The organism is Klebsiella sp. M5al (assembly GCF_002090195.1).
GTDB lineage: Bacteria > Pseudomonadota > Gammaproteobacteria > Enterobacterales > Enterobacteriaceae > Klebsiella > Klebsiella grimontii.
Map to the genome: position 1 here is coordinate 5,383,959 of NZ_CP020657.1, position 23,375 is coordinate 5,407,333.

Genomic DNA, 23,375 nt, shown 5'->3' on the forward strand with positions numbered 1-23,375 from the left:
TAATGTCGTGGACCATTTGCCTATATTTTGCCAACTACGCGATCGCGACTGCCTGTTAGTCGGCGGTGGCGATGTGGCTGAGCGTAAAGCTCGCCTGTTACTGGATGCGGGAGCCAGATTAACGGTCAATGCCCTGGATTTCGTACCGCAGTTCCAGGTCTGGGCCGATTCGAACATGCTGACTTTGGTACAAGGTGAGTTTAATCCTGTGCTGCTGGATAACTGCTGGCTGGCGATTGCTGCCACCGACAACGAAGCGGTTAATCAGCAAGTCAGCAAATCCGCGGAAGAAAGGCGAATATTTTGCAACGTGGTCGACGCTCCTCAGCAAGCCAGCTTTATTATGCCGTCGATTATCGACCGCTCGCCGCTGATGGTTGCCGTCTCTTCTGGCGGCACCTCGCCGGTGCTGGCGCGCCTGCTGCGTGAAAAGCTGGAGTCGGTTCTGCCGCTACATTTAGGTCAATTAGCCCACTACGCAGGTCAGCTGCGCTCCCGGGTGAAGAAACAGTTTGCCACTGTTGGCGAACGCCGCCGCTTTTGGGAGAAACTGTTTGTTAACGACAGGCTGGCGCAGTCGCTGGCCAATGAGGACCGCCAGGCCGTCGCGGACGCGACGGAGCAGCTGCTGACCGAGCCGCTGGATCATCGCGGCGAAGTAGTGCTGGTAGGCGCCGGCCCCGGCGATGCCGGACTGCTGACCCTCAAAGGCCTGCAGCAAATACAGCAGGCCGATGTCGTGGTTTATGACCGCCTGGTCTCCGACGACATTATGAATCTGGTGCGCCGCGATGCCGATCGGGTCTTCGTGGGTAAACGCTCGGGCTACCACTGCGTACCGCAGGAGGAGATCAACCAGATTCTGCTGCGCGAAGCCCAGGGCGGAAAACGCGTTGTACGCCTGAAGGGCGGCGATCCGTTTATCTTTGGCCGCGGCGGCGAAGAGCTGGAAACCTTGTGCCATGCCGGTATTCCATTCTCCGTCGTACCGGGGATTACCGCGGCCTCCGGCTGTTCGGCCTACTCGGGCATCCCGCTGACCCATCGGGATTTCGCCCAGGGCGTGCGTCTGGTCACCGGCCACCTCAAGACCGGCGGCGAGCTGGACTGGGAAAACCTGGCGGTAGAAAAGCAAACCCTGGTGTTCTATATGGGCCTGAACCAGGCCCCGGCGATCCGGGAAAAACTGATTGCCCACGGCATGGCGGCGGATATGCCCGCCGCCATCGTTGAAAACGGAACGGCAATCACTCAGAAGGTTGTCACCGGAACCTTAGAGCAGCTGGATATTCTGGCGAAGCAAATGGCCAGCCCGGCGTTGATCATTGTCGGCCGCGTGGTTGGCCTGCGCGACAAGCTGAACTGGTTCTCAAACCATTAATGGCGAAGATTGAGCTCAAAACGGCTCACATATAAAAAAGCCGGATGCATTGCACCCGGCTTTTTATTGCGCTGCGGCCAGCAGATTACTCAGGGCTTAGCGACGAAACCAATCGCTTCATAGACCGCTTTCAGGGTAACAGAAGCGCGAGCGCTGGCTTTCTCCGCGCCCTCTTTCATGACCTGATTCAGGAAGGCTTCATCACCGCGGAATCGGTGATAGCGCTCCTGCAGTTCGGTCAGCATGCCGGAAACGGCTTCCGCCACTTCGCCCTTCAGGTGACCGTACATTTTGCCTTCAAAATGCTGCTCCAGCTCTGGAATACTCTGACCGGTAACGGCAGAGAGGATGTCCAGCAGGTTGGAGACACCCGCTTTATTCTGAATGTCGTAGCGAACAACCGGCGGCTCGTCGGAGTCAGTGACCGCGCGTTTGATTTTCTTCACCACCGATTTCGGGTCTTCCAGCAGGCCGATAACGTTGTTGCGGTTATCATCTGACTTGGACATCTTTTTGGTCGGCTCCAGCAGCGACATCACGCGCGCGCCGGATTTTGGAATAAACGGCTCAGGGACTTTAAACACATCGCCATAGATCGCGTTAAAACGCTGGGCGATATCGCGGCTCAGCTCCAGATGTTGTTTCTGATCTTCGCCGACCGGGACCTGGTTAGTCTGATACAGCAGGATGTCGGCAGCCATCAGCACCGGATAGTCAAACAGACCGGCGTTAATGTTTTCCGCATAGCGCGATGACTTGTCTTTAAACTGGGTCATACGGCTCAGTTCGCCGAAATAGGTGTAGCAGTTCAGCGCCCAGCCGAGCTGCGCGTGCTCCGGCACGTGGGACTGAACGAAGATGGTGCTTTTTTGCGGGTCGATACCACACGCCAGATACAGCGCCAGCGTGTCCAGCGTGGCCTTACGCAGCTGCTGCGGGTCCTGACGGACGGTAATCGCGTGCTGGTCAACGATGCAGTAAATGCAGTGGTAATCGTCCTGCATGTTTACCCACTGACGCAGCGCACCCATGTAGTTGCCAATGGTCAATTCACCTGAGGGCTGTGCGCCACTAAAAACGATGGGCTTAGTCATTTTTTATTCCTGAGTTTCACTGTACGGTAGCCCGAAAGCGGGCAAGAGTTCATTAAATTGGTCAAAGATATAATCCGGCTCGCTCTGCGAAATCGGCTCGCCGTAGTTGTAGCCGTAGGTCAGACCGATTGAGCGGCAGCCCGCGGCCTTCGCGGCCTGAATATCATTGCGCGAGTCGCCAACGAACAGCAGCTCCGCGGGCGCCAGCCCCAGTTTCTCCGCAACCATAAGCAGCGGTTCCGGATGCGGTTTTTTGTTTTTTACATCATCGCCGCCGATAACAACGGTAAAATATTTGGCGATATCCAGCGACGCCAGAATCGGCGCGACAAACGGCGTCGGTTTATTGGTCACCAGCGCCAGCGGCAGGCCTTTTGCGTGCAGCGCGCCCAGCGTATCGGCAACGGCTGGAAATAAAAAGCTCCCCTCTTCCGCCACTTCACCATAGTAGCGATCGAACAGCTTGCGCAAAATGGTCTGCTGTTCAGCCTGCGGAATATCGTCATGATCGACGGAAGGTTTGCCCTGAGAGGCTCTTAACGCCGCGCGCTCCTGACGAGCCCAGGTCAGGGCTCGCTGGATCAAGACGTCCGCGCCGTTGCCAATCCAGGTCACGACTCGCTCTTCTCCCGCCATCGGGAGCTCCAGCGCATACAGGGCGTTATCAACGGCTGCGGTCAAGCCCGGCGCGCTATCGACCAGCGTCCCGTCGAGATCGAACGCCACGCCGCGAATGTTTTGTAACTTATCCATGGCTAACCTTTGCTAATTCGCTACGCATTTGATCGACCACTTTTTTATAGTCAGGCTGATCGAAAATGGCCGATCCGGCAACAAACATATCCGCACCGGCTGCGGCAATCTCAGCGATATTGCTGACTTTTACGCCGCCATCGACTTCCAGACGGATGTCGTAGCCGGATTCGTCAATGCGACGACGAACTTCACGCAGTTTTTCCAGAGTGTGTGGAATAAAAGACTGACCGCCAAAGCCCGGATTGACGGACATCAGCAGGATGACATCCAGCTTATCCATCACGTAGTCGAGGTAGCTCAGGGAGGTGGCCGGGTTAAACACCAGACCGGCTTTACAGCCGTGCTCTTTGATAAGCTGCAGCGTGCGGTCAACGTGTTCGGAAGCTTCCGGATGGAAAGTAATGATGCTGGCGCCCGCGGCGGCAAAATCAGGGACGATGCGGTCAACCGGCTTGACCATCAAATGCACGTCAATCGGCGCGGTGATACCGTAATTTCGCAGTGATTTCAGCACCATCGGACCAATGGTCAGATTCGGCACGTAGTGGTTGTCCATCACGTCAAAGTGCACAACATCGGCACCCGCAGCCAACGCATTGGCGGTATCCTCGCCCAGACGGGCAAAATCAGCCGACAGAATCGAAGGGGCAATCAAATACTGCTTCATCCGCATCTCCTTGAAATTTATTTGGTCTTGGGCGGACGGTACAGAGCCAGAAGCTCGTCCACCTTCTTACGTGTACCACCGTTGCTGCTGATGCTGCGTCGAACCTTCACAATATGCGTCTCAGCGGCGTTTTTGTACCACTCCTGAGTGAGCGGCGTGCGATGGTTTGAAATAAGCACAGGAATACGCTTTTTCATCAGCGATTCCGCTTTTTTAGCCAGCAGCTCCTGCTGCTCCTGGCTAAAGCTATTCGTATGATAAGCCGTAAAATTCGCCGTAGACGACAGCGGCGCATAGGGCGGATCGCAGTAAACAACGGAGCGGTTATCTGCCCGCTTCATGCACTCTTCATAAGATTCACAATGAAACTCTGCATGCTGCGCCTTCTCCGCAAAATGATACAGCTCAGCTTCGGGAAAATAGGGCTTTTTATAGCGACCAAACGGCACGTTAAACTCACCGCGCAGATTGTAGCGACACAGGCCATTGTAGCCATGACGGTTCAAATACAGGAACAACACCGCGCGACGCAGCGGCTCCTGGCTCTGGTTGAACTCATCCCGGAACCGATAATACTGCTCTGCGACGTTGTTCTCTGGTGTAAACATCTCACGCGCCGCCGCAACATAGTCATCGGTACGCAGCTTGACGATGTTATACAGACTGATCAAATCACTATTGATATCAGCGAGGATATAACGAGAAAAGTCGGTATTAAGAAATACCGACCCGGCGCCCACAAAAGGCTCAATCAAGCAGTCGCCCTGCGGCAAATGCTTTTTAATATCGTCAAGCAGGGGGTATTTACCCCCTGCCCATTTCAGAAAAGCGCGATTCTTTTTCATGCTGCCTAACTAATTACACATTCTCCGGCTGCGGAGAAAGCTCCGACAGCATCCTGCGCTTCAGACTACTCTGCGGCATTATTTCAGGTCAGACTGAACCTGATGCAGCGGTTTTGCCCACGGGTTTTTCGCCTGTACATCTGCTGGCAGCGTAGCAACAGCACGTTTCGCTTCATCTTTCGAAGCGTAAATGCCGCTCACCAGAACATACCAGGGCTGACCGTTACGCGTAGTCTCATAGACAACATATTTTTCCAGCTTCTCTTTCTTCGCCCAACTGTTGAGGTTGTTGTAGTTAGAAGAGCTGCTGAGCTGCAGCGTGTAGTGACCGGACGGCGCAGACTTCATCGAGCTGACGTCGCCGGCACTTTTACCCGCAGCAGCCGTTGCTGCCGGAGCGGCAGTTGCAGTCGCAGTCGGAGCAGTAGATGCAGTTGCGGCCGTTGCCGCAGGAGCGGTAGTCGCAGCCGGTTTAGCCTGTGCAGTAGCGGTAGAATTAGTGGTCGGCTGAGCTTTTGCCGGAGCCGTAGTCGCGACGCTTTCTGTACGCTTAGGCTGGACCGGAGCCGGTTTCGGCTGGGTCGGCGCTTTCGCCGTGGCCTGCGGTTTCGGTTCGATAACCGTATGCTTACGCTCAGCCGGGCGCGGTGTCGCCGCCGTCTGACGCTCTGTCGTCGCCTGACGCGGGGCAGTGGCGCCATTGCGCACTGGCGCAACGGTAGCAGGCTCAGTTGGCAGAGTAGAGTTCGCTACCGCGCTATCAATCTGACCCTGCTGCTGGGTCAGCGCATTGTTCAGATCGCCCTGAACCTCAACGCGCTGCTGCCCTTGCGGTTCAGCCGTAGCCTGACCTTGAGTCGGGTTAGAGGCGATAGGCGGCAGAGAAACATCCTGCGGCTGCGAGCTGCTAGCCGCTGATGAATCCTGAGCAGCAGGCTGAGTATTATTATTGTCCTGCTCGCCGGAGAGGTTGATGCTCTTCTCACCGGAAGCCGTTTGCTCGTTGGATGAGGATGGTGATTTCAGCGCGGAACCCACGCCAACAATCAGCAGCAGCAGAACGAGGATCCCCACCCCCATCATGATGTACTGACGAGAGGCGGGTTTCGCAGGCGCCTTCTTACGCTTGCGAGGACGACGCTCAACCTGACGCTCTTCGTCATCGCCTTCGTCAGACTCTACCTCTTCTTCGTACTCTTCATACTGTTCTTCGTCGCGCTCACGGCGTGCTTTGCTGCCGCGCGTCGGGCGACCATCGTCAGCATCATCAAGATCGACATCATCAAAATTGATTTGCGGATCGGCATCACGCTCTGAAGACTGACGAGAACGACCAGTACGACGATCGCTGCGATCGGCTTTCATATCGTCTTCTGGTTTTAATTCATCCATTTAACACCCCACTAAAAGGCTTATGCTCACGACTATTGCACATCACCCGAAATGATAACGCCGCGCGAACGCGGCCAGACCTTCTTATTGTTGCGCCTGCTGAGTATCAGCAATCGCGCCAAGAACAACATCGTGCGGTACTCCGCCGCGTATCTCGCTCTTCCCTATCGCGAGGGGTAGCACCAGCCGCATCTCGCCTGCCAGCACCTTTTTATCACGCATCATGTGGGGCAAATACGCCTCTGCCGCCATCTCCTGCGGCCCGCATACCGGCAAACCAGCACGCTGCAACAGATGAATAATTCGCTGCGTATCCTGCGGATCAAAGCGCCCCAAACGCTCGGACGCATGCGCCGCCATCACCATACCGGCCGCGACCGCTTCACCATGCAACCAGTTACCGTAGCCCATTTCAGCTTCGATAGCATGACCAAAAGTATGGCCAAGATTGAGTAAAGCACGTAACCCGGTTTCGCGCTCGTCGGCGGCGACAACTTCGGCTTTCAGCTCACAACAGCGACGGATACAGTACGCCATTGCGGTTTCATCCAGCGCCATCAATGCATCAATGTTATTTTCCAGCCAGTCGAAGAATTCGCCGTCAAGAATAACGCCGTACTTGATCACTTCAGCCAGGCCGGAAGAGAGCTCACGCTTCGGCAGCGTTTTGAGACAGTTGAGATCGACAACAACAGAAACCGGCTGCCAGAAGGCGCCAATCATGTTTTTGCCGAGAGGATGGTTGACGGCCGTTTTGCCGCCGACCGAAGAATCCACCTGCGACAGCAGAGTGGTCGGAACCTGAATAAAGCGCACGCCACGCTGGTAGCTGGCCGCTGCAAATCCCGTTAAATCACCAATTACCCCACCGCCGAGCGCCACTAATGTGGTGTCGCGGCCGTGTGGTTTTTGCAATAGCGCGGTAAAAACGGTATCCATCACCGCCAGGCTTTTAAACTGCTCGCCGTCGGGAAGGATCACGCTATCGACTTTTACTCCCGCTTGCTCAAGTGCGGAGCGTACGGTATCCAGATAAAGCGGCGCCAGCGTCTCATTGGTGACCAGCATAACCTGGTCGCCTGATTTCAATGGCAGGAAGGAAGCTGGATCGTTAAACAAACCAGCCGCGATGGTAATCGGGTAACTACGTTCCCCGAGGGTTACAGTAAGCCTCTCCATAACGCGACGTCCACCTCAGTTGCTTTTACTCTGACGCACTTTATTAAGCCAGAATCAGTTGCTTTCCAGCATATGAATAATCTGGTTTGCTACCACTTTCGCGCTTTGATCGTCAGTACGGATAGTGACGTCAGCAATCTCTTCGTACAGCGGATTACGCTCATCCGCCAACGCTTCCAGTACTTCGCGAGGCGGCGCATCAACTTGTAGCAAAGGACGCTTTTTATCGCGCTGCGTACGGGCAAGCTGCTTTTCGATAGTTGTTTCCAGGTAGACCACCACGCCGCGGGCGGAGAGACGGTTACGCGTTTCACGGGATTTTACAGAGCCACCGCCGGTTGCCAGCACGATTCCCTGTTTTTCCGTCAACTCATTGATAATTTTTTCTTCACGGTCGCGGAAGCCGTCTTCGCCTTCTACATCAAAGACCCAACCCACATCTGCGCCAGTGCGTTTCTCAATTTCTTGATCGGAATCGTAAAATTCCATGTTGAGCTGTTGGGCTAACTGGCGCCCAATAGTGCTTTTGCCGGCACCCATAGGCCCAACCAGAAAGATATTGCGTTTCTCTGCCATTTTTTCGGTACTACTAAGACTATTCGTTAATGGTAAACCCGCTTCGCAGACACCCAGCGCAGCAGGACATGAACTGAAACCTCATATGCAATAGAGCGAGAGTCAGACTAAAAATTATCTCAATACTCCGGCTGGTTTGGCAACAGAATAAATCACCGGACAAGAAAGGGAGGATTGATGTCGTACCCGACTCTCAAATCGGTACCCCTTGTATGCTAAATCCGTCCTCACGTCAAACACCTGAAACGTGTTTAGCAAGAAAAACCGCTTAATGCACTGCCAGAATACGTGGAGTAATGAAGACAACCAGTTCACGTCGTTCGTTATCCTTACCGTCACGGCGAAACAGCTGGCCAAGCCAGGGGATATCGCCAAGTAGAGGAATACCATCGCGAGACGTTTTATTTTTTTGCGCAAAGATACCGCCTAACGCCAGGGTCTCTCCGCTTTTCACCTCCACCTGCGTTTCTATTTCTTGTTTATCGATAGCCAGCACTTCGCCATTTTCCTGTTTGAGCACCTGGCCCGGCGTATTTTCACTGATCCTCAGTTTTAACCGCACGCGATCGTGATGTAGCACCGTCGGCGTCACCTCCATCCCCAGCACCGCCTCTTTAAACTCAACGGAGGTCGCGCCGCTTTCGCCGCTGGAGACCTGATAGGGTATCTCGCTGCCCTGCTTAATGCTGGCGGGCTGCATATGTGAAGCCAGCAGACGGGGGCTGGCGATAATGTCCACCTTCTGTTTCTGCTCAAGTGCGGAAAGCTCCAGCTCCAGGAGCCGCCCGCCGATGCGGCCGATGTTAAACCCGGCCCTCGTACTGGCATCCCCTACCGCCAGGTTGCTGCTCAGGGTCGTCAGTTTACCGGATCCTGGTGGGCTGCTGGCGTCCGCCAGGCTCCACTTCACGCCCAGTTCACGCAGGCTGGTTTCGCTCATTGAGACAATATGCGCCGCCAGCTCAACCTGGCCGACAGGCACATCCATCTCCTGAACCCATGCTATTAACGCCGGGAGGTGTTGGGCGTCATCGCGAATCAACAGGCGGTTGGTTCGTTTATCGACCGTCAGATGCCCGCGAGCGCTCAGCAGTTTTTCGCCCGCTTTGGCCAGATCCTCTACATCAGCATAACGCAGGCTCATGCTATGCCCCTGTAGAGGGAGATTCTGTAGACGCTTTGCTCTCTCCGCCTCAAGCTGTGCCTGCTGCGCCTTTTGCCAGACCAGAGTATGCACGTACAGTACCGAGCCTTGTTGGGTCAGAGTCAGACCGGCGCTATCGATAACCGATCGCAGCGCCTGCTGCCACGGCACTTCCTTCAGTTGGAGAGATACCGTTCCGCTGACGTCCGGCGCCACCACGAGATTTTTTTGCTTTAGCTCCGCCAACGACTGGAGTACCTGGGCCACCGGCGCATCATCGACGACCAGCGACACGGGAAGATCCTTTTTTACCGCGTCGACCATCATCGGCAGGAGTAGAAACAGCAGGCTTATCCATCGCATCATTCTTTATTCCCTTTCGCAGCCAGACCCACTGCGCGGGTTCACACCCGGCGCTGGTTGATATAGCCATTTTTTCAGATGTCAGAAGCGTCACCCGCCAGCCTGTAGGCAGCGTCTCCGCATCCCTCACGCGGCGCCATTTCCCGGCGCTATCCTGCAGGATGCCAATCAACTCTCGCGGATCGCCTATCGCCCCACCGTAGCGCCATTGATTAAGCTGCGCAGTCCGGCAACTATCGACCGGAGGCTGAAAGGGATCGCGTTCCGCAGCCAGCAGCGGCAGAGGAAACAGCAGTAAACACCAGCCTTTACGGCGCATCTTCCGCCTCCAGTTGCAGGATCAGCCGTAGAGCCTGATTTTCCGGCTGCATTGAGAAAGCCGTGGCGCGCATCCCGCAGCGGGCCAGCCAGGAAAAAAGCGCCGGTACCGCTTGCCAGTCAACCGCCAGCTGCATCTCGCCACCGCGCCCTATCGGCCGCCAGTCCATAAGTGCAGCGCCCGTCACCGGGAGGTCAATGGGAGAGAAAACCTGGGTTTGTTGCTCATCAATACCAACGTTTTGTAGCGCAGCCCGCAGCGGCAACAATTTGCGCCACTGTGCTTGTATGCGCGGCGTGCCGCCCGCGTTAATGTCTGGTTGGGGGGGCTGCAGTAGCCATCCCCAGACTCCGGCAATGAGAACCAGGACGACAGGTATTGTTAACAGGCTTTTGCGCCCCGTCAGCCAGCGTTCAATCTCAACCCGCATTGTCGTCCTCTCCGGCCATGAAAAAGTGAAATAACCAGCGCCCTTCACCGTCGCGGTGCGTTTCTCCCGCCTTTGGCGGACGCAAGCCGGCAACACTCCCCAGCGCTTTTTCAAGCTCAGCCAGCCCCTTTAGATGCAACGTGAGTCCGCTCAGTACCAGGGTATTCTGGCGGTATTCCAGTTGGGTTAACCAGGCGTGTTCCGGCATAAGCGCCGCTATCGCCTGCAACCTCGACTGCCACGCGGCGGTTTTCTCCCGCCGCAGAGCGCGCAGGCGTCGTTGTTCCTGCTGCTGTAACCGTTGGCGCATGGCGCGCTCACGCTGCTGAAAGGCGGTATACAGCTGCTCTTCAGCGCTAATCTTCGCGGTTTCAAGCGAGTGGCTGACCCGCTGGTTGAGCCGTGAAGTGAGGAGCGCCGCCAGCAGAATAAGCAGCAAACCAAGAATCAGCAGCCCCGCCATCTGCAGACGTTGCCGTCGACGCGTTTCGCGCCAGGGAAGGAAGTTGACTATATGGCTCATGACTGACGCGCTCCCAGCGCCAGGCCGAGGGCAACGGTAAAGCTATCGCCACGTGCCGGGAGCGGGGGCTGCAGGCGATGGATAGCGCTCCAGGCGTCAAAATTCCGCCCGTCGGGCGATGCGGAGGCGCAGAGGCGAAACGTACCGCCATTCACCCGGGATACCAGGTCTGGAAAAGAGGGAGCGTCGCTGCACGGACAGCATCCCCAGCTATCGGCGGTGGCCCAAAGCCAGCTCGCTTCGTCACGCCAGGCCAGCCCCTGAACGTCATCAGGTTGCCAGGGGAGAAAGGCGCTAAGCGCGCTGGCATCCGGCACAATCCCCACCACCCTCAGCTTGAGTCGACTTGCCAGGCGGCACAGAAGGTTAACGTCCAACCGCTGCGCGGCGGTAACCCGCCAGCCATCAACCGCTCCGGTTTGCGCATAATCAACGCATAGCGAAGATGCGGGCATTTCCAGCTGCTGCGCCATCGCGCTGGCAATCCAGGTCGCCTGTTCGCTTTCTCTTAATGAAATCTGCGGGCGCGGGAGCTGCTTTTGCAGGGTTCGCGCCGCCGGGAAGGCGATACAGACCTGATGCTGCAAAGGCAGCTCCCGCCGCCAGCTTTGCAGCTGACGGGCCAGCGATTCAACGTCCACCACCATTCCCTGCCGCACGCTACCGGGCATGAGCGGGATACTCCACCAGCGGCGTAGCGCCCAGCGTGAGCGCTCATGTAATAACGCGACAATAGCAATGTGGTCCTGCTGGATATGCATTCCTATGCGCCAGTTTCTAAACGCCATGCTTACGATCTCCTTATCCGCCGATATGCTTCGCTATATCAATGCTCCAGGCTTGCCTTTATACTACTGCGCGTTTGTTTATAAACTGCCCAATGAAAACTAAATGAGAAATCTCCGGTGAAGTTCGTAAAGTATCTTTTTATCCTTGCAGTATGTTGCGTACTGCTGGGAGCAGGCTCGATTTTTGGTCTCTATAAATATATAGAGCCCCAGCTCCCCGACGTCGCAACCCTGAAGGATGTGCGCCTGCAGATCCCGATGCAGGTCTATAGCGCGGATGGTGAGCTGATTGCGCAATATGGCGAGAAACGCCGTATTCCCGTCACGCTACAGCAAATGCCGCCAGAGCTGATAAAAGCGTTTATCGCCACCGAAGACAGCCGTTTTTATGAGCATCATGGCGTTGACCCGGTCGGGATTTTCCGCGCCGCCAGCGTCGCGATGTTCTCCGGTCACGCCTCTCAGGGGGCCAGTACGATTACTCAACAGCTGGCGCGCAACTTCTTCCTGAGCCCTGAAAAGACGTTGATGCGTAAGGTAAAAGAAGCCTTCCTCGCGATCCGCATCGAGCAGTTGCTCAATAAAGATGAAATCCTTGAGCTGTACCTGAACAAAATCTATCTTGGCTACCGCGCCTACGGCGTCGGCGCGGCCGCGCAGGTCTATTTCGGTAAATCCGTCGACCAGTTGACGCTGAGCGAGATGGCGGTCATTGCGGGCCTGCCTAAAGCGCCTTCGACGTTTAACCCGCTCTACTCCATGGATCGTGCAACCGCCCGCCGCAACGTTGTTCTCTCACGGATGCTGAGCGAAGGCTACATCACGCAGTCGCAGTACGATCAGGCGCGTAGCCAGACGATTGACGCCAGCTACCATACGCCGGAAATCGCCTTCTCCTCCCCGTATCTCAGCGAAATGGTGCGTCAGGAAATGGTCAGCCGCTACGGCGAGCAGGCTTATGAAGACGGTTATCGCGTCTACACCACCATTACCCGTAAAAATCAGCAGTCGGCCCAGGAGGCCGTGCGTAAAAACGTGCTGGATTACGACATGCGCCACGGCTATCGCGGCCCGGACAAGGTGCTGTGGAAGGTGGGTGAAACGCCGTGGGATAACCAGAAAATCCTCGATACGCTGAAAAAAACCCCGAATACCGGACCGCTCTCGCCGGCGGTCATCACGTCGGCAAATCCGCAGGAAGCCGTCGCGCTAATGAGCAATGGAACCTCGGTGTCGCTGAATATGGAAGGCGTCCGCTGGGCGCGTCGGTTTATTTCTGATACCCAGCAGGGCGCCACGCCGCGTAAAGTAAACGATGTGGTGCAGACCGGGCAACAGGTCTGGGTACGTCAGGTGGGTAGCAGTTGGTGGTTGTCGCAGGTGCCGGATGTCAACTCAGCGCTGGTCTCGATCAACCCGCAAAACGGGGCGATCATTGCGCTAGTTGGCGGCTTCGATTTCAACCAGAGCAAGTTCAACCGTGCGACACAGGCGCTGCGCCAGGTCGGTTCTAACATTAAGCCGTTCCTCTACACTGCAGCAATGGATAAAGGCTTAACGCTGGCGAGCATGCTCAACGATGTGCCAATTTCCCGTTGGGATGCCGGCTCCGGCTCCGACTGGCGCCCCAAAAACTCACCGCCGCAGTATGCGGGCCCTATCCGCCTGCGTCAGGGGCTGGGTCAATCAAAGAACGTGGTGATGGTTCGCGCGATGCGGGCCATGGGCGTGGACTACGCGGCTGAGTATCTCCAGCGCTTTGGCTTCCCGGCACAGAACATCGTTCGGACCGAATCGCTGGCGCTGGGTTCAGCCTCTTTCACCCCGCTTCAGGTTGCTCGCGGTTATTCGGTGATGGCTAACGGCGGTTTCCTGGTGAGCCCTTATTTCATCAGCAAAATCGAGAACGATCAGGGCGGCGTCATTTTTGAAGAGCGGCCAAAAGTTGCCTGCCCACAGTGCGATATTCCGGTGATTTACGGCGATACGCCGAAGTCTGATGTACTGGATAATAAAGATGTTGAGGACGTCGCGACCTCACAGGACCCGCAAAACCCCGGCGTTCCTCCACAGCCGCAGCTTGCGCAGGCGAACCAGTCTCTGGTGGCGCAAAGTGGCGCTCCGGAGTACGCGCCGCACGTGATCAACACGCCGCTGGCGTTCCTGATTAAAAGCGCCCTGAACACCAACATCTTCGGCGAACCGGGCTGGATGGGTACCGGCTGGCGGGCGGGCCGCGACCTGCAGCGTCACGATATCGGCGGCAAAACCGGGACCACCAACAGTTCAAAAGATGCGTGGTTCTCAGGCTATGGTCCTGGCGTCGTAACGTCGGTATGGATTGGCTTTGATGACCACCGCCGCGATCTGGGCCGCACCACCGCCTCCGGAGCAATCAAAGATCAGATATCCGGCTATGAAGGCGGCGCTAAAAGCGCCCAGCCGGCCTGGGATGACTTTATGAAAAGGGTGCTGGAAGGCGTACCGGAAGAGCCGCTAACGCCGCCGCCGGGTATTATTACGGTGAACATCGATCGCAGCACCGGCCAGTTGGCCAGCGGCGGTAACAGCCGCGCCGAGTACTTTATTGACGGCACCCAGCCGACCCAACAGGCGGTTCATGAAGTCGGCACCACCATTACCGATGGCGGGGGCGAGACCCACGAACTGTTCTGACAAAAAAAAGCGCCTGCGGGCGCTTTTTTTATCTGAGAGAGGCGCTACAGCCGCCCCTGCGCCTGCAGCCATTCGCGCAGCAGGAAAAGCGCGCTAACGTTACGCGCTTCGTTGAAATCTTCTTCATCAAGCAGCGTCATCAGCTGCGACAGCGGCCAGCGCACCTGCGGCAGCGGCTCGGGCTCATCGCCGGGCAACGACTCCGGATAAAGGTCTTCCGCCACCAGGATATTCATCTTGCTGGAGAAGTAGGACGGGGCCATGCTCAGCTTTTTCAAAAACGTCAGCTTCTGCGCGCCAAACCCAACCTCTTCTTTCAGCTCACGGTTGGCGGCTTCCAGTACGCTTTCGCCCGGATCGATCAGGCCTTTTGAAAAACCCAGCTCATAGGACTCCGTACCAACTGCATATTCGCGAATCAGGATTATATGGTCATCGACAATCGGCACAATCATCACGGCTTCACGGGTAGAAGGCCGCATCCGTTCATACACCCGGCGCACGCCGTTGCTGAACTCAAGGTCCACGCTTTCAACATTAAAAAGGCGCGAGCGCGCGACTGTTTCAACATTGAGAATGGTGGGTTTTTGTAATGATTTGCTCATTGTCATCGGTCTATGCTGTGATTACAGCGGTCATTGTGCGATACGCAGCACGGTTTCGGCAATCCTAATCGCCACTAATTTACATAATTGCAACTTTTTCGTCTTGACCACTGGTATCACAAAGACTAAAAAGTCAATAGGTTGAACGGTATTTGAGAATATACTGATTCCTGGATTTTAACGCTTTTGATAAGGTTGTATGCTGCTGCATTGCATAATAGATTTTCTCCCGTTGACGTAATAAGTGCCGATTTCGACGGCTGTTTTACCTCCATTGATGCATGGCAACCGACGATACCAGTAAGAAAAGAATAACTATGATGGGATGGGCATGGGCACCTTTCTGATATTTTTGTTAGCTCTGCTAATCTGCGTATTGCTTATCGGCTGGTGGTATCGCACGCATACAAGACGTCGTCGCCTGCCGCTGCTGCACGCCTTTAGCGATGCCGCGACGCGCAAGCTTTCCGATGAAGAGCGCAGCGCCGTTGAAAAATACCTCGAAAGCCTCAGCCGCAACCAGCAGTTGCCGGCGTCTGGCGCCAGCACCGCGCCGGTCAACCTGACGCTGAACGAACAGAGCGGCACCGTTTATAGCGTCACCCGCGCCATTACGCGCTACGGCATCACCACCGATGACCTCAATAAATGGCGCTACTTCCTTGATTCAGTTGAAATTCATCTACCTCCCTTCTGGGAGCAACATATCAATGATGAAAACAGCGTCGAGTTAATCTCCACCGATAGCCTTCCGCTGGTGATTGCTCTCAATGGGCAAACGCTCAGCGACTATCCGCAGGAATCTCGGGGGTTTGCGCTTGAAAAAGCCGCGGTGCCTCAGGCATCCATCCGCGGGGAAGAGAGCGAGCAAATTGAGCTGCTGAACATCCGCCAGGAAACACCGGAAGAGCATGCGCTCAGCCGCCCTGAGAGTCTGCGCGAAGCCATTCTGGTGGTTGCCGCTTTCCTGCTGTTTTATTGCAGCCTGATAACCCCGAACGTTTTTTCGCCCTGGCTGCTGGGCGGCGGGGTACTCCTGCTGCTGGCAGGCGTATGGGGGATCTACGCTCCCCCGCGCAAAACATCGCTGCGGGAAATTCACTGCCTGCGCGGCATGCCGAAACGCTGGGGATTGTTTGGCGAAAATAACCAGGAACATATCAATAATATTTCCCTCGGCATTATCGACCTTATCTACCCGCGCCACTGGCAACCATGGATTGCGCAGGACCTCGGCCAGCAAACGGATATCGATATCTACCTCAGCCGCCACGTTGTCCGCCAGGGGCGCTTCCTGTCGCTGCATGATGAGGTCAAAAACTTCCCGCTTCAGTACTGGCTCCGCAGCGCGATTATCGCCCTCGGCGCGCTGCTGATCGTCGTGATGCTGTGGGCCAGCGTACCGCTGAATATGCCTTTTAAATTCACCCTTTCATGGCTCAAGGGCGCGCAAACTATCGAAGCCACGACGGTTGCCCAGTTGGAGAAGTCAAAGATTCGCATCGGCGACACGCTGCGCCTGAAAGGCACAGGAATGTGCAACATCCACTCGCCGGGCGCCTGGACGGCAAAAGAAAACTCGCCGTTTATGCCGTTCGATTGTTCGCAAATCGTCTGGAATGATGCCCCTCCCCTGCCGCTGCCGGAATCAGATATCGTCAGTAAGGCCACCGCCCTGATGCAGACCGTCCAGCGCCAGCTCCATCCCGAATCCGATGACGATTCGCGCGTCAGCCCGGCGCTGCGTTCCGCCATTCAGAAGTCAGGCATGGTGCTGCTGGATGACTTTGGCGATATCGTCACAAAAACCAACGACCTGTGCTCAGCGAAAGACGATTGCGTTCGTTTGAAGAATGCGCTGGTTAACCTCGGCAACACCCGCAACTGGGAAGCCCTGACCAAACGCGCCAGCGCCGGCAAACTGGACGGCGTCAACGTCCTGTTACGCCCGGTAAGCGCGGAGTCGCTGGAGAACCTGGTCACCACCTCCACCGCGCCGTTCATCAGCCGTGAAACCTCGCGCGCGGCGCAGGCGCTGAATAGCCCGGCGCCCGGCGGTTTCCTGATTGCCAGCGATGAAGGCAGCGACCTGGTGAACCAGCCGTGGCCAGGCACCGGCTTATACGACTTCCCTGCCCACCAGCAATGGAGCGAACTGCAGCGTCTGGCGGGTATGCTAATGCACACGCCGTTCCAGGCAGAAGGCATCGTCACCAATCTTTACACCGACGCCAACGGCACGCAGCATATCAACCTGCATCGTATTCCTGACCGCTCCGGTTTGTGGCGTTACCTCGGCACAACGCTGCTGCTGCTGGCCATGCTGGGCTGTTCGGCGTATCACGGTATCCAGGCTTTTCGTCGCTATCAGCGCCATCGCCAGCGACAGGAAGAGATCCAGAAATACTATGAAAGCTGCCTGAATCCGGTTCTGCTTTCCTCACCCGACCCGCAAGAATAATTCTCTGCGCGACGGGGTGTGATAACCTGTCGCGCAATTTTCCCCCTCGCTGGAGACTGACCATGCATTTTGATATCGCCTGGCAAGAGGTTGATACCGTTCTGCTGGATATGGACGGCACGCTACTCGACCTCGCCTTCGACAACTACTTCTGGCAAAAACTGGTTCCGGAAACCTGGGGCGCCGCGCGGGGGCTCAACCTGCAGGAAGCCAGAGACGCGATGCGCCAGGAGTATCATGCGGTACAACATACGCTAAACTGGTACTGCCTGGACTACTGGAGCGAGCGACTGGGTTTGGATATTTGTGCGATGACCAGCGAGCAGGGGCCAAGGGCCGCGCTGCGTGAAGATACCGTGCCGTTCCTTGAGGCGCTTAAAACCAGCGGTAAACGGCGGATTTTGCTGACCAACGCCCATCCGCATAATCTGGCGGTGAAGCTAAAGCATACCGGGTTGGACGCGCACCTTGATTTATTGCTTTCCACCCACACATTTGGTTATCCGAAAGAGGATCAGCGGCTGTGGCACGCGGTAGCTGAAGAAACCGGCTTCGACGCGCGCAATACGCTGTTCGTCGATGATAACGAGGCAATTCTGGACGCGGCGGCGGAGTACGGCATCCGCTATTGCCTCGGTATCACCAATCCCGACTCCGGGCTGGCGGAAAAAAGCTACGCTCGCCATCCAGGGTTGAACGATTACCGGCACCTGATCCCCTCGCTGACCCTACAGGAGAGGCCATGAAAGAAAAACCCGTCGAAGCCGTCAGGCTGGACAAATGGTTGTGGGCAGCCCGCATTTATAAAACCCGTGCGCTGGCGCGCGAGATGATTGAAGGCGGCAAGGTGCACTATAACGGACAGCGCAGTAAGCCGGGAAAGGTAGTCGAGCTGAATGCGACCCTGATGCTCCGCCAGGGCAATGACGAACGCACCATCGTGGTAAAAGGCATTACCGAACAGCGCAGACCCGCCAGTGAAGCCGTCGCGCTTTATGAAGAGACGGCTGAGAGCATCGAGAAACGCGAGAAAGTGGCGCTGGCGCGCAAAATGAACGCCTTAACCATGCCGCATCCCGACAGGCGACCGGATAAGAAAGAGCGGCGCGACCTGATGAGATTTAAACACGGCGATAGTGAATAACTGTGGCCCGCAAGAGAGATGATTATGACTCAACACGATCAATTACACCGCTATCTGTTTGAAAACTATGCCGTACGCGGTGAGCTGGTAACAGTTTCAGAAACTTTAGAACAGATTCTGACCAACCATAGCTACCCGCAGCCGGTGAAAACCGTGCTGGCGGAACTGCTGGTCGCCACCAGCCTGCTGACCGCCACGCTGAAGTTCGCGGGCGATATTACCGTTCAGCTGCAGGGCGATGGCCCGCTGTCGCTGGCGGTGATCAACGGCAACAACCAGCAGCAGATGCGCGGTGTCGCCCGCACCCAGGGTGAGATCCCGGAAGGGGCGGACCTGAAAACCATGGTCGGCAACGGATATCTGGTCATTACCATCTCTCCGGAAGAGGGCGAGCGCTATCAGGGGGTGGTCGGTCTTGAAGGCGATACGCTGGCGGCCTGCCTCGAAGATTACTTCCAGCGCTCCGAACAGCTGCCAACCCGACTGATTATCCGTAGCGGTGAACACGAAGGTAAACCGATGGCCGGCGGCATGCTGCTGCAGGTTCTGCCGGCGCAGGACGCGCAGGCGGCTGATTTCGAACATCTGAGCACGCTGACCGAAACCATCAAAGCTGAAGAGCTGTTTACCCTGCCCGCAAACGATGTGCTCTGGCGCCTGTATCACGAAGAAGAAGTTACCGTATACGAGCCGCAGGGCGTTGAGTTTAAATGCACCTGCTCCCGCGAGCGCTGCGCCGGCGCGCTGAAAACGCTGCCGGATGAGGAGATCGATAGCATCCTGGCCGACGAAGGAGAAATCGATATGCACTGCGACTATTGCGGTAATCATTACATCTTTAATGCGATGGATATCGCCGAAATTCGTAACAACGCCTCCCCGGCCGACCCGCAAATCCACTAATCCTCACTTTGTCAGGCGCGGTTTTCCTCCTCGCGCCTGGCGTCAACAATTTTTCTTCGCGTGGTGAATCGATTCCCCATGAAAGAGTTACGTAATTTTCTTTCAGGTAAGCGATTACATTCACATTTCAACAGTTTTTTAATTACTTTTTAACCATTAAGAAACATCTACCCCCACTGTAGCCCTAATTCCTGAGATAATCCCCTGCGCCTCGTGACAGGAGTCACAACGTTTTTCGTAAGTCCGCCGTTTGTCGAGATACGTAAATCTATGAGCCTGGTCGCGGTCTATACCCCGTAATAAACCCTACAATTTAAAGCAGTACATATTGGCTAAGGAGCAGTGACATGCGCGTTAATAATGGTTTAACCCCGCAGGATCTCAAGGCTTATGGTATCAATGACGTCCAGGATATCGTCCATAACCCCAGCTACGATACTTTGTATCAGGAAGAGCTCGCCCCCAATCTTCAAGGTTATGAACGTGGCGTATTAACAAATCTTGGTGCAATCGCCGTAGATACCGGTATTTTTACCGGCCGTTCTCCAAAAGATAAGTATATCGTTCGTGACGACACCACCCGCGATACCGTGTGGTGGGCCGATAAAGGCAAAGGTAAGAACGACAACAAGCCGCTTTCTGAGGAAACGTGGCAGCACCTGAAGGGGCTGGTGACCCGCCAGCTCTCCGGCAAGCGCCTGTTTATCGTTGACGCCTTCTGCGGCGCCAACGCCGACACCCGCCTGAGCGTCCGCTTTATTACCGAAGTCGCCTGGCAGGCGCATTTCGTGAAGAACATGTTTATTCGCCCAAGCGATGAAGAGCTGGCGAACTTCAAGCCGGATTTCATCGTGATGAACGGCGCTAAGTGCACCAACCCGCAGTGGAAAGAACAGGGTCTGAACTCCGAAAACTTCGTCGCGTTCAATCTGACCGAGCGCATCCAGCTTATCGGCGGAACCTGGTACGGCGGCGAAATGAAAAAAGGGATGTTCTCGATCATGAACTACCTGCTGCCGCTGAAGGGCATCGCTTCCATGCACTGCTCCGCCAACGTCGGGGAAAAAGAGGATGTCGCTATCTTCTTCGGCCTTTCCGGTACCGGCAAGACCACCCTCTCTACCGATCCGAAACGCCGCCTGATTGGCGATGATGAACACGGCTGGGATGACGACGGGGTATTCAACTTCGAAGGCGGCTGCTACGCCAAGACCATTAAGCTTTCCGAAGCCGCGGAGCCGGATATTTATCATGCGATTCGCCGCGATGCGCTGCTGGAGAACGTGGTCGTGCTGGCCGATGGCACCATCGATTTTAACGACGGTTCAAAGACCGAAAACACCCGCGTCTCTTATCCGATCAATCATATCGAGAACATCGTTAAGCCGATCTCTAAAGCCGGTCATGCCACCAAGGTTATCTTCCTGACCGCCGACGCGTTTGGCGTTCTGCCGCCGGTTTCTCGTCTGACCGCCGACCAGACCCAGTACCACTTCCTGTCTGGCTTCACCGCCAAGCTGGCCGGTACCGAGCGCGGCGTCACGGAGCCGACGCCAACCTTCTCCGCCTGCTTTGGCGCCGCCTTCCTGTCGCTGCACCCGACGCAGTACGCAGAAGTGCTGGTGAAACGTATGCAGGCTTCCGGCGCCCAGGCCTATCTGGTCAACACCGGCTGGAACGGCACCGGCAAACGTATCTCGATCAAAGATACCCGCGCCATAATCGATGCGATTCTTGATGGTTCGCTGGACAATGCCGAAACCTTCACTCTGCCGATGTTTGAGCTGCAGATCCCGACCGAGCTGCCGGGGGTGGATACCCATATCCTCGACCCGCGCAACACCTACGGCTCGCCAGAGCAGTGGCAGGAGAAAGCGGAGCAGCTGGCGAAGCTGTTTATTGAGAACTTCGAGAAGTACACCGATACGCCAGCGGGCGCTGCGCTGGTGGCCGCAGGGCCGAAACGCTAATCGGGTCCGCAGATATGAAAAAGCCGGGAATCGCTTCCCGGCTTTTTTTAGGCTTACATCAGGCAGGCTTCTTCTTACTTGCCGCCTTACGCCGCTTATCCAGATCCTTAATCAGCTTATTCACCTGCTCATCGGCAAACATCGCCTCAAGCGTGGTGGAAAGCTTACGACGCCAGTTTGGATATTCGGTGCTGGTCCCGGGAATATTGACCGGCTCGGCCATCACCAGCCAATCCTCCGGCTGCAGGCCCAGCAGCGCGCTGTTGCTGTCGGCGATATAGCGCTGCATCCCACGATTCAGGGTCGGCGTCATCGCCATCAGCGACGCTTTATGCCCGGTACGCTTCGGCAGACAGCCGTAGCGGTGCAGAGCATCCAGCAGCCCCTGCTTCGCCAGCTCGCGATCCTGATACAGTCCGCGCAGTACCACCTCATCCGGATACAGGCCGAGCGATTTACCCAGCGTCAGGTCGCCGCTTTCCCAGTAGCCGCGCAGCGTTGGCAGGTCATGCGTCGTAGCCACAGCCATTGATTGCTCCGGATACGCCTTCGGCGCACGGAAAGTCTTTTCGTGGTCATTTTCGAAATAGAGCACTTTGTAGGAGTAAACGCCGCTTTTACGCAGCTTGCCGACGATTTCAACCGGTACGGTTCCCAGATCCTCGCCGATCACCATACAGCGATGACGCTTACTCTCCAGCGCCAGAATCGACAACAGATCGTCTACCGGATACTGCACATAGGCGCCATGATCGGCCGTCTCGCCGTAAGGGATCCACCACAGACGCAGTACCGACATCACGTGATCGATGCGGAGCGCCCCGCAGTTTTGCATATTCGCGCGCAGCAGCTCGACGAAGGGCTCATAGGCGCGCGCCACCATGATATGCGGATCCATCGGCGGCAGGCCCCAGTTTTGCCCCAGCGGGCCGAGGATATCCGGCGGCGCGCCGACGGAAGCCTTCAGGCAGTACAGTTCGCGATCGCACCAGGTCTCAGCCCCGCCTTCCGCAACGCCCACCGCCAGGTCACGATACAGGCCGATCGGCATGGAATCGTTCTGGCTGGTATGCCAGCACTCGGCGAACTGGGTGTAAGCGAGCCATTGCAGCCACAGGTAAAAATTCACCTCGTCGGCATGTTCGGCGCAGAACGCTTTAACCTCCGGGCTATCGGTATCCTGATAAGCCTTCGGCCACGCGGGCCAGCCCCAGCGCATCGGATCCTGCTTAACCTGCCAGGCGTGCAGCGCGTCAAACGCCGCCTGCCAGTACAGGCTGTCGCCCTCGCGCGTGACAAACTGGCGGAACTCCGCCATCGCCTCATCGTTGCGCGCGGAAAAACCTTTCCAGGCCATGCGCAGCGCGGTGAGCTTGAGGGTGGTCACGGCGGTATAGTCAACATCATCGGTCTGACGCGCCGCCTGTAAAGTCTGCTGCGTAGCCGGTGAATGCCACCATTTCTGCGCCTCTTTGCTGTGACGGAAATCCTCTACCGCATTGACGTCAATATAGATAACGTTGAGCCAGCGGCGCGAAGAGGGGCTGTACGGACTGGCGCTCTCCGGGTTAGCCGGATAGAGGGCGTGAATCGGGTTAAGTCCGATAAACGAGCCGCCCCGGCGGGCGATTTCCGGTAGCATCGCGCGTAAATCGCCGAAGTCGCCAATCCCCCAGTTCTTCTCCGAGCGCAGCGTATACAGCTGCACGCAGGTTCCCCACAGCTTCTGGCCATCCTTCAGCGCCTGCGGTTCGTAGCAGCGCGCGGGCGCGACGATCGCCCGGCAGTGCCAGCGATCGCCGTCCTGAGTCAGCGTCAGCGTATGGTACCCTTCCGGTAATCTTGCCGGCAGCGGCAGCGTTTCACCGCCGCGCGCCTGGCCCTGATACTGTTTCCCTTCTTCGGTGGTGAGGATCCAGTGGAACTCCCCCTGGCCCGCTACCGGCAGAGACATCTTTTTGCCGTGGGTGAATACCTGCACCGCTGGCAGCGGGTTAACCGCCACCTTCGGGGTGACAGTGGTACGATGCATCGCATCAAGCAGCCGCTGCTTAGTGGCCGCAGCAATGGACTGCGGCTTACCGTGCGCGTTGATATAGCTTGGGCTTATTCCCGCCGCCAGGGCTGCGTTATCAAGGCGTTTAGTCTCCATAGGCCTG

Annotated in this window: 21 protein-coding genes; 7 read left to right on the plus strand and 14 right to left on the minus strand. The window is 56.5% G+C overall.

The window, feature by feature from the left end:
* The first annotated feature begins 7 nt into the window (after nucleotides 1-7).
* Complete coding sequence (cysG, locus tag BWI76_RS26055) at nucleotides 8-1,381, plus strand: siroheme synthase CysG (RefSeq protein ID WP_024359838.1); 1,374 nt, start codon at nucleotides 8-10, stop codon at nucleotides 1,379-1,381.
* Nucleotides 1,382-1,470: 89 nt separating this feature from the next.
* Here the strand turns inward: cysG and trpS are convergent, their stop codons facing one another.
* The 12 genes from trpS to BWI76_RS26120 all read right to left on the minus strand — a co-directional run bounded on the left by trpS (nucleotide 1,471) and on the right by BWI76_RS26120 (nucleotide 11,457).
* Complete coding sequence (gene trpS, locus BWI76_RS26060; protein WP_004132248.1) at nucleotides 1,471-2,475, minus strand: tryptophan--tRNA ligase; 1,005 nt, start codon at nucleotides 2,473-2,475, stop codon at nucleotides 1,471-1,473.
* A gap of 3 nt (nucleotides 2,476-2,478) precedes the next feature.
* Nucleotides 2,479-3,228 (minus strand): phosphoglycolate phosphatase, encoded by a 750-nt coding sequence (gene gph, locus BWI76_RS26065; protein ID WP_004132250.1) that lies wholly within the window; start codon nucleotides 3,226-3,228, stop codon nucleotides 2,479-2,481.
* The gene (gene rpe / locus BWI76_RS26070) at nucleotides 3,221-3,898 is read right to left on the minus strand and encodes a ribulose-phosphate 3-epimerase (protein ID WP_004126039.1); all 678 of its coding nucleotides are present in this window, start codon (nucleotides 3,896-3,898) and stop codon (nucleotides 3,221-3,223) included. Before rpe ends, gph begins: the two co-directional genes overlap by 8 nt.
* A gap of 17 nt (nucleotides 3,899-3,915) precedes the next feature.
* Nucleotides 3,916-4,743, minus strand: a complete 828-nt coding sequence (gene dam, locus BWI76_RS26075) for an adenine-specific DNA-methyltransferase (RefSeq protein WP_004132251.1) — start codon at nucleotides 4,741-4,743, stop codon at nucleotides 3,916-3,918.
* A 78-nt stretch (nucleotides 4,744-4,821) separates the two neighbouring features.
* Entirely contained in the window at nucleotides 4,822-6,135 is a 1,314-nt protein-coding gene (gene damX / locus BWI76_RS26080) for a cell division protein DamX (protein ID WP_004132252.1), read from the minus strand.
* An 84-nt stretch (nucleotides 6,136-6,219) separates the two neighbouring features.
* A complete protein-coding gene (gene aroB / locus BWI76_RS26085; RefSeq protein ID WP_004132253.1) occupies nucleotides 6,220-7,314 on the minus strand; it encodes a 3-dehydroquinate synthase in 1,095 nt (364 codons plus the stop codon).
* 54 nt (nucleotides 7,315-7,368) lie between these two features.
* Nucleotides 7,369-7,890: a shikimate kinase AroK gene (aroK, locus tag BWI76_RS26090; protein WP_004106441.1), complete on the minus strand. Its 522-nt coding sequence runs from the start codon at nucleotides 7,888-7,890 to the stop codon at nucleotides 7,369-7,371.
* 268 nt (nucleotides 7,891-8,158) lie between these two features.
* Nucleotides 8,159-9,400, minus strand: a complete 1,242-nt coding sequence (gene hofQ, locus BWI76_RS26100) for a DNA uptake porin HofQ (RefSeq protein WP_049087555.1) — start codon at nucleotides 9,398-9,400, stop codon at nucleotides 8,159-8,161.
* A complete protein-coding gene (locus tag BWI76_RS26105) occupies nucleotides 9,309-9,716 on the minus strand; it encodes a HofP DNA utilization family protein (protein WP_004132254.1) in 408 nt (135 codons plus the stop codon). The genes hofQ and BWI76_RS26105 overlap by 92 nt, the downstream gene beginning before the upstream one ends.
* Nucleotides 9,706-10,146, minus strand: coding sequence for a hypothetical protein (locus BWI76_RS26110; protein ID WP_004132255.1), 441 nt, complete (start codon nucleotides 10,144-10,146; stop codon nucleotides 9,706-9,708). The genes BWI76_RS26105 and BWI76_RS26110 overlap by 11 nt, the downstream gene beginning before the upstream one ends.
* Nucleotides 10,136-10,669, minus strand: a complete 534-nt coding sequence (locus tag BWI76_RS26115) for a PilN domain-containing protein (protein WP_064371552.1) — start codon at nucleotides 10,667-10,669, stop codon at nucleotides 10,136-10,138. Before BWI76_RS26115 ends, BWI76_RS26110 begins: the two co-directional genes overlap by 11 nt.
* Nucleotides 10,666-11,457, minus strand: coding sequence for a hypothetical protein (locus BWI76_RS26120; RefSeq protein ID WP_024359833.1), 792 nt, complete (start codon nucleotides 11,455-11,457; stop codon nucleotides 10,666-10,668). Before BWI76_RS26120 ends, BWI76_RS26115 begins: the two co-directional genes overlap by 4 nt.
* Nucleotides 11,458-11,574: 117 nt before the next feature.
* Between BWI76_RS26120 and mrcA the strand changes: the two genes are divergently transcribed.
* Entirely contained in the window at nucleotides 11,575-14,133 is a 2,559-nt protein-coding gene (gene mrcA / locus BWI76_RS26125) for a peptidoglycan glycosyltransferase/peptidoglycan DD-transpeptidase MrcA (RefSeq protein ID WP_064371551.1), read from the plus strand.
* A gap of 44 nt (nucleotides 14,134-14,177) precedes the next feature.
* Here the strand turns inward: mrcA and nudE are convergent, their stop codons facing one another.
* Complete coding sequence (gene nudE / locus BWI76_RS26130) at nucleotides 14,178-14,738, minus strand: ADP compounds hydrolase NudE (RefSeq protein ID WP_004854946.1); 561 nt, start codon at nucleotides 14,736-14,738, stop codon at nucleotides 14,178-14,180.
* A gap of 331 nt (nucleotides 14,739-15,069) precedes the next feature.
* Here nudE and BWI76_RS26135 point away from each other — a divergent pair, with 331 nt between their 5' ends.
* The 5 genes from BWI76_RS26135 to pckA all read left to right on the plus strand — a co-directional run bounded on the left by BWI76_RS26135 (nucleotide 15,070) and on the right by pckA (nucleotide 21,216).
* Nucleotides 15,070-17,199: an intracellular growth attenuator family protein gene (locus BWI76_RS26135; RefSeq protein WP_064371550.1), complete on the plus strand. Its 2,130-nt coding sequence runs from the start codon at nucleotides 15,070-15,072 to the stop codon at nucleotides 17,197-17,199.
* Nucleotides 17,200-17,261: 62 nt separating this feature from the next.
* Nucleotides 17,262-17,945, plus strand: a complete 684-nt coding sequence (gene yrfG / locus BWI76_RS26140) for a GMP/IMP nucleotidase (RefSeq protein WP_004126058.1) — start codon at nucleotides 17,262-17,264, stop codon at nucleotides 17,943-17,945.
* On the plus strand, nucleotides 17,942-18,343 hold the full coding sequence (gene hslR / locus BWI76_RS26145; RefSeq protein ID WP_004126060.1) for a ribosome-associated heat shock protein Hsp15: 402 nt from the start codon (nucleotides 17,942-17,944) through the stop codon (nucleotides 18,341-18,343). Before yrfG ends, hslR begins: the two co-directional genes overlap by 4 nt.
* A gap of 18 nt (nucleotides 18,344-18,361) precedes the next feature.
* Nucleotides 18,362-19,246: an Hsp33 family molecular chaperone HslO gene (gene hslO / locus BWI76_RS26150; protein WP_162685354.1), complete on the plus strand. Its 885-nt coding sequence runs from the start codon at nucleotides 18,362-18,364 to the stop codon at nucleotides 19,244-19,246.
* Between the two features lie 347 nt (nucleotides 19,247-19,593).
* The gene (pckA, locus tag BWI76_RS26155; protein WP_004870264.1) at nucleotides 19,594-21,216 is read left to right on the plus strand and encodes a phosphoenolpyruvate carboxykinase (ATP); all 1,623 of its coding nucleotides are present in this window, start codon (nucleotides 19,594-19,596) and stop codon (nucleotides 21,214-21,216) included.
* Nucleotides 21,217-21,274: 58 nt separating this feature from the next.
* Here pckA and malQ read toward each other — a convergent pair whose 3' ends face one another.
* Nucleotides 21,275-23,368 (minus strand): 4-alpha-glucanotransferase, encoded by a 2,094-nt coding sequence (gene malQ / locus BWI76_RS26160; protein WP_049087559.1) that lies wholly within the window; start codon nucleotides 23,366-23,368, stop codon nucleotides 21,275-21,277.
* Nucleotides 23,369-23,375: the final 7 nt, after the last annotated feature.

Coding starts and splice junctions, on each gene's coding strand:
- dam (WP_004132251.1), bottom strand. CDS start 4,743: ATGAAAAAGAATCGCGCTTTTCTGAAATGGGCAGGGGGTAAATACCCC.
- pckA (WP_004870264.1), top strand. CDS start 19,594: ATGCGCGTTAATAATGGTTTAACCCCGCAGGATCTCAAGGCTTATGGT.
- gph (WP_004132250.1), bottom strand. CDS start 3,228: ATGGATAAGTTACAAAACATTCGCGGCGTGGCGTTCGATCTCGACGGG.
- yrfG (WP_004126058.1), top strand. CDS start 17,262: ATGCATTTTGATATCGCCTGGCAAGAGGTTGATACCGTTCTGCTGGAT.
- rpe (WP_004126039.1), bottom strand. CDS start 3,898: ATGAAGCAGTATTTGATTGCCCCTTCGATTCTGTCGGCTGATTTTGCC.
- BWI76_RS26115 (WP_064371552.1), bottom strand. CDS start 10,669: ATGAGCCATATAGTCAACTTCCTTCCCTGGCGCGAAACGCGTCGACGG.
- hofQ (WP_049087555.1), bottom strand. CDS start 9,400: ATGATGCGATGGATAAGCCTGCTGTTTCTACTCCTGCCGATGATGGTC.
- BWI76_RS26135 (WP_064371550.1), top strand. CDS start 15,070: ATGGGCACCTTTCTGATATTTTTGTTAGCTCTGCTAATCTGCGTATTG.
- trpS (WP_004132248.1), bottom strand. CDS start 2,475: ATGACTAAGCCCATCGTTTTTAGTGGCGCACAGCCCTCAGGTGAATTG.
- BWI76_RS26120 (WP_024359833.1), bottom strand. CDS start 11,457: ATGGCGTTTAGAAACTGGCGCATAGGAATGCATATCCAGCAGGACCAC.
- aroB (WP_004132253.1), bottom strand. CDS start 7,314: ATGGAGAGGCTTACTGTAACCCTCGGGGAACGTAGTTACCCGATTACC.
- damX (WP_004132252.1), bottom strand. CDS start 6,135: ATGGATGAATTAAAACCAGAAGACGATATGAAAGCCGATCGCAGCGAT.
- malQ (WP_049087559.1), bottom strand. CDS start 23,368: ATGGAGACTAAACGCCTTGATAACGCAGCCCTGGCGGCGGGAATAAGC.
- hslR (WP_004126060.1), top strand. CDS start 17,942: ATGAAAGAAAAACCCGTCGAAGCCGTCAGGCTGGACAAATGGTTGTGG.
- aroK (WP_004106441.1), bottom strand. CDS start 7,890: ATGGCAGAGAAACGCAATATCTTTCTGGTTGGGCCTATGGGTGCCGGC.
- hslO (WP_162685354.1), top strand. CDS start 18,362: ATGATTATGACTCAACACGATCAATTACACCGCTATCTGTTTGAAAAC.
- nudE (WP_004854946.1), bottom strand. CDS start 14,738: ATGAGCAAATCATTACAAAAACCCACCATTCTCAATGTTGAAACAGTC.
- BWI76_RS26110 (WP_004132255.1), bottom strand. CDS start 10,146: ATGCGGGTTGAGATTGAACGCTGGCTGACGGGGCGCAAAAGCCTGTTA.
- BWI76_RS26105 (WP_004132254.1), bottom strand. CDS start 9,716: ATGCGCCGTAAAGGCTGGTGTTTACTGCTGTTTCCTCTGCCGCTGCTG.